The organism is Polaromonas sp. (genome assembly GCF_030689685.1).
Lineage (GTDB): Bacteria > Pseudomonadota > Gammaproteobacteria > Burkholderiales > Burkholderiaceae_C > Polaromonas.
Genome location: NZ_JAUYEY010000010.1, coordinates 89219 through 97119, shown reverse-complemented (window position 1 = coordinate 97119; position 7901 = coordinate 89219). Strand labels below are relative to the sequence as shown.

The window sequence follows — 7901 nt, the reverse complement described above, 5'->3', positions numbered from 1 at the left end:
CCATCGTTGTGGCTTGCGAGATCGCTATTTGCGCAATTTCGATCGTCTCATCATCCCCGGTAACTGGACGTGCCATGACTTTCTCCATCAAGTATGATGGAGGATATTATTGCACTAATGTTGTGGAAATGGAATAACGACGCACCAAGTGGTCTATTTCAGAGAATGAGCATGAATAAGTCGCTTTGGTCATAGGCGCGGGCGACGCCACCGGCGGTGCCATCGCCCGGCGTTTTGCGCGCGAAGGCTATACCGCGTGTGTGACGCGCCGCAGCCTGGACAAGCTGCAGCCCCTGCTCGAACAGATACGCGCAGAAGGCGGCCAGGGCCACGGCTTTGCGTCTGACGCGCGCAAGGAAGAGGACGTCATTGCGCTGATCGAGCAGATTGAGTCCACCGTTGGCCCCATTGAGGTGCTGGTGTTCAACATCGGCGCCAATGCGCCCAGCAGCATTCTTGAAGAAAGCGCGCGCAAATATTTCAAGATCTGGGAGATGGCTTGCTTCGGCGGTTTCCTTAACGCCCGCGAAGTCGCCAAACGCATGGTGCAGCGCGGCGGCGACGGTCACCAGGGCACCATCATCTTCACCGGCGCCACCGCATCGCTGCGCGGCAGCGCCAACTTTGCCGCTTTTTCGGGCGCCAAGATGGCGCTGCGCGCGCTGGCGCAAAGCATGGCGCGTGAGCTGGGGCCACGCGGCATCCATGTGGCGCATGTGGTGGTCGATGGCGCCATCGACACGGCCTTTATCCGCGACAATTTCCCCGACCGTTACGCAATGAAAGACCAGGACGGCATTGTGAATCCCGACCACATCGCCGATACCTACTGGATGCTGCACCGGCAGCCGCGCGATGCCTGGACCCACGAGCTGGACCTGCGACCCTACATGGAGAAATTCTGAGATGGCAAAAACCGTGGATTTTTTTTTCGATGTGGGCAGCCCCGCTGCGTACCTGGCGTGGACGCAACTGCCGCATCTGTGCCGCCAAGCCGGTGGCCAGATCGACTACAAGCCCTTCCTGCTGGGCGGTGTGTTCCAGGCCACCGGCAACCATTCGCCGGCGACTGTTCCGGCCAAAGGCAAATACATGATGGAAGATCTGGCGCGCTTCGCCGACCGCTATGGCGTGCCTTTCCACAACAACCCGTATTTCCCCATCAACACGCTGATGCTGATGCGCGCTGCGGTCGGTGTGCAGTCGAGTGAGCCCCTGCGGTTCGCCGACTACGTCGATGCAGCCTATCGCGCGATATGGGTAGACCAGAAAAACATGAATGACCCGGCGGTGGTTGGTGAGGTGCTGGCGGCCGCGGGCTTCAACCCGTCCGCGATGCTGGCGCTGACGGCGGAGCAAGCGGTCAAGGACAAGCTCAAGGCCATCACGCAGGAGGCGGTGGAACGCGGCGTGTTCGGCGCCCCGACATTTTTTATCGACGGGACCATGTACTGGGGCCAGGATAGGCTCGACTTTGTGCGCGAGGCGCTTGCCGCCTGATCACGCGACGCGGCAGACCACACCATCAAAACACTTCAGGAACCACCATGAGCGATTTCAAAGACATTCTTTCCAGCCTTGACGCCGGCGTGATGACCCTCACCCTGAACCGGGTGGACAAGAAAAACGCCATCACCGCAGCCATGTACGCGGCCATGGCCGACGCGCTGGACGCCGCCGCCGTCGACCCTGCGGTGCGGGCGGTGGTGATCCAGGGCCACGAAAGTATTTTTTCAGCGGGCAACGACATCGGTGATTTTCTCAATGGCCCGCCCGCCACCCACGAGTCGCCGGTCTTTCGCTTCCTGCGCGGCATCAGCACCTTCCCGAAGCCGGTGGTCGCGTCGGTGTGTGGCCCGGCTGTCGGCATCGGCACCACGATGTTGTTGCACTGCGACCTGGTGTATGCCGGCGACAACGCGGCTTTCTCCATGCCCTTTGTGAACCTGGGGCTGTGCCCCGAAGCGGCGTCGAGCTTTCTGGCGCCGCAGTTGATGGGTTACGCCCGTGCGGCCGAGGTTTTGCTTCTGGGTGAGCCCTTCATGGCCGAGACGGCGCTGGAGATGGGCCTGGTCAACCGCATTGTTCCGCCGCTTGAAGCCAATGCGCTGGCGCAGCGCCAGGCGCAAAAACTCGCGGCCAAACCACTGAGTTCGCTGGTGGAAACCAAACGCCTGATGAAAAAAGGCCAGGCCAGCGTTGTTGCCGAGCGCATGGCCGAAGAGGGCGTCAGCTTTGGCCGCATGCTCAAGGAGCCCGCAGCCCGCGAAGCCTTCGGGGCCTTCATGGCAAAGCGCAAACCAGATTTCTCCAAACTTTAAGTACCAAATCGGCTTGCAGCCCATAACCAGTGGGCCTCAACAGCTATTCATTCAGTAGCGTTCTTGAATCAGAAGGCCCGAACAGCCCCTGCCCCGCCGGCCCCCAGATCAGCGACTTGCGCAGGGGTTTGTATTTATACAAAGCAACTGCTTGCTAAAAATATCGACTTTTGGTATGGTCGATTTCCATGGACACATCTCATGCGCGCAAGCGCTCGGCGGTGGGCCTGCCCGCTGCCTCTGAAGTGGCAGTGGCGCTGCCCGACAAGCGGCCGCGTGGCCGACCGCGCAAGACCGTGGCCGAGCGCGACGACGGTAACCGCCGCGTCGAGCTGGTCCATGCGGCGGCGCGGCTGTTTCGGCGCAAGGGCTTTGACGGCACCAGCACGCGGGACATTGCGACGGCCGTCGGCATGCACAGCGGCTCGCCGTTTTATCACTTCAAAAGCAAGGGTGCGCTGCTGTATGCGGTGATGGACGAGGGCATGCGCTCGGCCACCCTGCGCCAGACGGCGGCCCTTGAGCTGGCGTCTGCCGCAAAGCCCGATGCGGCTGCCCTGTTGCGCGTGCTGGTGCGCAACCATTTCGATATTCTTCTAGGCCCTGGCAGTGACTTCATCCCGGTCATGCTCTACGAGTCGCGCTCCATCACGGCGCGTCAGCGTACCTCTCTGGCCAAGCTGCAAAGCGACTACGAATCGGTCTGGCAGCCGGTGCTGCAGGCGCTGAGCGAACAGGGGCGCCTGGGCTGCCCGGTCAAACTCGCGCGCCTGTTGATTTTTGGCGCCCTGAACTGGTCCGCCCAATGGTTTGATGCAAAAAAAGGGGCGTCGCTCGACGAGCTCACCGACGCGGCCATTGCCCTGTTCATCGGCGACGACCCGAAACCGCCCGCCAGGAGAGTCCGACCATGAGTTACCGATCTGTTTTCACCTCCGGGCTGTTTGTCGGCAAGGTGATGGTGGTGACAGGCGGGGGCTCCGGCATAGGCCGCTGCACCGCTCACGAGCTCGCCGCACTGGGCGCGCAGGTGGTGCTGATCGGGCGCAAGCTTGAAAAGCTGCACGATGTGGCTGGCGAGATTGTTGCCGCCGGTGGCCGCGCCAGCTTTCACCCCTGTGACATCCGGCAGGAGGCTGCGGTGCAGGCCACGGTGGCGGCCATTGTGCTGGCGCATGGCCGCATCGACGGCCTGGTCAACAACGCCGGCGGCCAGTACATTGCGCCGCTGGAAAGCATCAGCGCCAATGGCTGGGAGGCGGTCCTCAACACCAACCTGACGGGCGGGTTTCTGATGGCGCGCGAGTGTTACCTGCAGGCCATGGCCGGGCACGGCGGCTGCATCGTCAACATCGTCGCCGACATCTGGGGCTCGATGCCGTCCATGGGCCACAGCGGCGCGGCGCGGGCCGGCATGGTCAGCTTCACCGAAACTGCGGCGGCCGAGTGGGCGCACAGCGGCGTGCGTATCAATGCGGTGGCGCCGGGTTATATCGCATCGAGTGGCATGGACCACTACCCGCCCGAGGCCGGCGCCATGTTGCGCGAGATGCGCAACACCGTGCCGCTGGGCCGCTTCGGCACCGAGGCTGAAACCTCTGCAGCGATTGTGTTTCTGCTGAGCCCCGGCGCCAGCTTCATCAGCGGCAGCGTGTTGCGTGTGGATGGCGCGCGGCCCCAGGTGCGCATGGGCTGGCCCATGCGCCTGCCCGATGCCCAGGCGCAGCAGCGTGACGCCGTCAAGCCGTTTGACGGGTTTCACCTGGCGACGACGCCGAAAGTGTTTCAGCAGCGCCCTCACCCTAACCCTCTCCCAGAGGGAGAGGGGACTGGCGGCGGGGCTCTTGCTCCCTCTCCCTCTGGGAGAGGGCAGGGGTGAGGGCGGTGACGGCCTACACATCCAGCTGGAACCCACAAAGCTTGCAGGCCCAGCAGCGGCGCGGAGCTATGCTCGCGCGCATTGCAGCTCTGCGTGCGCTCGAAGACCGTGCGGCACAGGCCTCGGCCAAGTCGAAACCGGTGTTTGACAAACGCGGTCAATTGTTGCCGCGTGAGCGCGTCGCCTTGCTGCTTGACCCCGGCACGCCTTATTTGCCGATCTGCGCGCTGGCCGGCTTCATGCAGGACAACCAGGACGCAGAACGTTCCGTGCCCGGCGGCGGTGTGGTGGCTGGCATCGGTTTTGTCGAGGGCGTGCGCTGCATGGTGGTGGCCAGCGACTCCGGCATCGAGGCTGGCGCCATCCAGGCCATGGGGCTGGACAAAATCCTGCGCGTGCAGGAGATCGCCTTGCAGAACAAGTTGCCCTTTATCCACCTGGTCGAAAGCGCCGGGGCCAACCTGATGCGTTACCGGGTCGAGGGTTTTGTCCACGGTGGCGCGCTGTTTCGCAACCTGGCGCGGCTGTCGGCGGCAGGTATTCCGGTCATCACAGTGCAGCATGGTTCCGGCACGGCTGGTGGCGCCTACATGCCGGGCCTGTCGGATGTGGTGATCATGGTGCGGAGCCGTTCGCGCGCCTTCCTGGCCGGCCCGCCGCTGCTGATGGCGGCCACCGGCGAGGTGGCCAGCGAAGAGGAACTGGGCGGCGCCGAGATGCACACCCGTATTTCCGGCCTGGGCGAGCAGTTGGCTGAAGATGATCGTCACGCGCTGGGGCTGGCGCGCCAGGTCTTGGCCCGAACTTCATGGTCAAATCGGCCTCTAGCCCATACCACGCGGGCGCAAGCAGCTATCAATTCAGGAGCGCCCGAGGAACGGGAGCCTCTGTACCCGGCCGCCGACCTGCTCGGGCTGATGAGCGCCGACCTGCGCCAGCCGGTGGACATGCAGGAGGTGATTGCGCGGCTGGTCGACGGCTCGGACTTTCTGCCTTTCAAGGCGCTGTACGGCGCCGCCACGGTCTGTGTGCAGGCGTCCATTCATGGCCATGCGGTCGGCATCATCAGCAACAACGGCCCGATTGATGTGGCGGGTGCCAACAAGGCGACTCACTTCATCCAGATGCTGTGCCAGCTCGGCCAGCCCATCATCTACCTGCAGAACACCACGGGCTACATGGTCGGCAAGGACAGCGAGCAAGCCGGCATGATCAAACACGGCTCCAAGATGATCCAGGCGGTGACAAATGCCACGGTGCCGCAGATCACCATCCAGTGCGGCGCCTCGTTTGGCGCCGGCAACTACGGCATGTGCGGGCGCGGCTACGCGCCGCGTTTCCTGTTCAGTTGGCCGAACGCCAGAACTGCAGTCATGGGCGGCGAGCAGGCCGCGCGCACCATGCAGATCGTCACCGAGGCGGCCATGGTGCGCAAGGGCATCGCCGTTGACGCGGTGCAGTCGCAGGCGCAGTTCGACAAGATGGTGGCCCTGTTTGAGTCACAGGCTGACGCGTTTTACACCTCGGGCCTGCTGCTCGACGACGGCGTGATTGACCCGCGCGACACCCGCGCGGTGCTGGCGCAGTGTCTGGCCATGTGTGCCGAAGCCGAGGCGCGGCAACTCAGGCCCATGCAGTTCGGCGTTGCGCGGATGTGAAGCGGCAGCGACAAAAATATCAGGAGACAAAACCATGCAATACACCCACGAACACCTCGAAATCCAGAAAACCCTCAAGCGCTTCATAGACGCCGAAATCAACCCGCATGTGGACGAGTGGGAGGCGGCTGAAATTTTTCCCGCACATGAAGTTTTCAAAAAACTCGGCAATCTTGGCCTGCTGGGTCTGACCAAGCCCGAGGAATACGGCGGCGCGGGCCTGGACTATTCCTACGGCGTGGCGATGGCCGAGGCGCTGGGCCATATCGATTGCGGCGGCGTGCCGATGGCCATCGGTGTGCAGACCGACATGTGCACGCCGGCGCTGGCACGCTTCGGCAGCGATGAACTCAAGCGCGAGTTCCTGGCGCCGGCGATAACCGGCGACACGGTTGGCTGCATAGGCGTGAGTGAGCCGGGCGCCGGCAGCGACGTGGCGGCCATCAAAAGCCATGCGCGCAAAGACGCAGGCGATTATGTGATCACCGGCCAGAAGATGTGGATCACCAACAGTCTGCAGGCCGACTGGATGTGCATGCTGGTCAACACCGGCGACGGGCCGCAACACAAAAACAAGAGCCTGGTGATGGTGCCCATGCGTGACAAGGGCAAACTGCGCAAGGGTATTGAGGTCGGCAAAAAGATCAAGAAGATAGGTATGAACGCCAGCGACACCGGTCTGATTTATTTTGACGAGGTGCGAGTGCCGCAACACAACCGGATTGGTGCCGAAGGCTCGGGCTTTATGTACCAGATGATGCAGTTTCAGGAAGAGCGGCTTTGGGCCGCAGCCAGTTGCCTACAGTCGCTGGGCAATTGTGTGGCCTGGACGGTGGAGTGGGCGCACGAGCGCAAGCTGTTTGGCGCCACGCTGGCGGACCAGCAGTGGGTGCAGTTCAAGCTGGCCGAGATGAAAACCGAGGTCGAAAGCCTGCGCGCCATGACCTACCGTGCCTGCGAGCTGTATGTGCAGGGCCAGGACGTGACCGAACTGGCGTCGATGGCCAAGCTCAAGGCCGGGCGCCTGAACCGCCTGGTGCCCGACACCTGCCTGCAGTTCTGGGGTGGCATGGGCTACACCTGGGAGAACAAGGTGGCGCGCATGTACCGCGACGGCCGGCTGGCGTCCATAGGCGGCGGCGCCGACGAGGTGATGATGGGCATCATTGCCAAAACCATGGGCTTGTCCAAAACCCGGAAGCCCGCAGCCTGATGGACGGCAACCTGACCGACAAGCTGCAGATCACCCGCACCGGCGAGGTCGAGTGCTGGACGCTGAATGACCCGGCCACGCGCAATGCCTTGACGGACGAGGTGGTGGCCGCGTTGCGCCAGGCCTGCGAGCGTGTTGCTGCCGACAACACCGTGCGGTTTGTGGTGCTGCAGGGCAGTGGCGGTGCGTTTTGCGCTGGCGGCAGCCTCGGTGGTTTCGCCGCCTCGATAGGCCAGGCCTTGCCTGCCGGCCAGGCCGACCCGCTGATCGCGATGAATGCCGGTTTCGGTGCGCTGCTGACCGCGCTGTGCGCCTTACCGCAGATGCTGCTGGTCGCCGTCGATGGCCCGGCCATGGGTGGCGGCCTGGGCCTGGTATGCTGCGCCGACTTTGTGCTGGCCACGCCAACGGCGGTGTTTGCGGCGCCTGAAGTCACGCTGGGTGTGGTGCCGGCCCAGATCGCCGCCTTTGTTCACCGCCGGCTCGGCGACCGCGCGGCACGCCGGCTGCTGCTGTCTGGCGAAAAACTCGCCGCAGACCAGGCGCTGGCGCTGGGTCTCGTCGATGAGGTCGCCGCTGATTTGCAGGCTGCGGTGACGCAGCGCATCCGCGTCCTGCGCCGCGCCGCCCCCGGTGCCGTGGCCCATACCAAGGCCTTGCTTTACATGCTAAATAGGCCTGTAGCCCATGACCTGTCTGTGCAAGCAGCTATTAAATTTGTAGCAAATTTGCGCAGCCCGGAGGCGGCTGAAGGTCTGGCGGCATTTGCCGGCAAGCGCAAGCCGGGGTGGGCGGCATGAGCCGCCCGGCCGTTCCGAAGGCGAATACCG

At 63.6% G+C, this 7901-nt stretch carries 8 protein-coding genes; all 8 read left to right on the top strand.

Features of this window, described 5'->3' with window-relative positions; all coding sequences use genetic code 11:
• Positions 1-185 precede the first annotated feature (185 nt).
• Entirely contained in the window at positions 186-905 is a 720-nt protein-coding gene (locus Q8O29_RS03230; protein ID WP_305560616.1) for an SDR family oxidoreductase, read from the top strand.
• Position 906: 1 nt separating this feature from the next.
• Positions 907-1500, top strand: coding sequence for a 2-hydroxychromene-2-carboxylate isomerase (locus Q8O29_RS03225; RefSeq protein ID WP_305560615.1), 594 nt, complete (start codon positions 907-909; stop codon positions 1498-1500).
• Between the two features lie 47 nt (positions 1501-1547).
• Positions 1548-2321, top strand: coding sequence for an enoyl-CoA hydratase (locus Q8O29_RS03220; RefSeq protein WP_305560614.1), 774 nt, complete (start codon positions 1548-1550; stop codon positions 2319-2321).
• A 188-nt stretch (positions 2322-2509) separates the two neighbouring features.
• Positions 2510-3235 (top strand): TetR/AcrR family transcriptional regulator, encoded by a 726-nt coding sequence (locus Q8O29_RS03215; protein WP_305560613.1) that lies wholly within the window; start codon positions 2510-2512, stop codon positions 3233-3235.
• Positions 3232-4200, top strand: coding sequence for an SDR family oxidoreductase (locus Q8O29_RS03210; RefSeq protein ID WP_305560612.1), 969 nt, complete (start codon positions 3232-3234; stop codon positions 4198-4200). Before Q8O29_RS03215 ends, Q8O29_RS03210 begins: the two co-directional genes overlap by 4 nt.
• Positions 4201-4268: 68 nt before the next feature.
• Positions 4269-5858 carry an acyl-CoA carboxylase subunit beta gene (locus Q8O29_RS03205; RefSeq protein WP_305560623.1) on the top strand — a complete coding sequence of 530 codons (1590 nt, stop codon included), beginning with the start codon at positions 4269-4271 and terminating at the stop codon, positions 5856-5858.
• Between the two features lie 34 nt (positions 5859-5892).
• Entirely contained in the window at positions 5893-7071 is a 1179-nt protein-coding gene (locus Q8O29_RS03200; protein WP_305560611.1) for an acyl-CoA dehydrogenase family protein, read from the top strand.
• Positions 7071-7871, top strand: a complete 801-nt coding sequence (locus Q8O29_RS03195; RefSeq protein ID WP_305560610.1) for an enoyl-CoA hydratase/isomerase family protein — start codon at positions 7071-7073, stop codon at positions 7869-7871. The genes Q8O29_RS03200 and Q8O29_RS03195 overlap by 1 nt, the downstream gene beginning before the upstream one ends.
• The last annotated feature ends 30 nt before the right edge of the window (positions 7872-7901 follow it).

Excerpts from the sequence above, each read along its gene's own strand:
- Q8O29_RS03225 (WP_305560615.1), top strand. The coding sequence starts at position 907 with ATGGCAAAAACCGTGGATTTTTTTTTCGATGTGGGCAGCCCCGCTGCG.
- Q8O29_RS03220 (WP_305560614.1), top strand. The coding sequence starts at position 1,548 with ATGAGCGATTTCAAAGACATTCTTTCCAGCCTTGACGCCGGCGTGATG.
- Q8O29_RS03215 (WP_305560613.1), top strand. The coding sequence starts at position 2,510 with ATGGACACATCTCATGCGCGCAAGCGCTCGGCGGTGGGCCTGCCCGCT.
- Q8O29_RS03210 (WP_305560612.1), top strand. The coding sequence starts at position 3,232 with ATGAGTTACCGATCTGTTTTCACCTCCGGGCTGTTTGTCGGCAAGGTG.
- Q8O29_RS03205 (WP_305560623.1), top strand. The coding sequence starts at position 4,269 with ATGCTCGCGCGCATTGCAGCTCTGCGTGCGCTCGAAGACCGTGCGGCA.
- Q8O29_RS03200 (WP_305560611.1), top strand. The coding sequence starts at position 5,893 with ATGCAATACACCCACGAACACCTCGAAATCCAGAAAACCCTCAAGCGC.
- Q8O29_RS03195 (WP_305560610.1), top strand. The coding sequence starts at position 7,071 with ATGGACGGCAACCTGACCGACAAGCTGCAGATCACCCGCACCGGCGAG.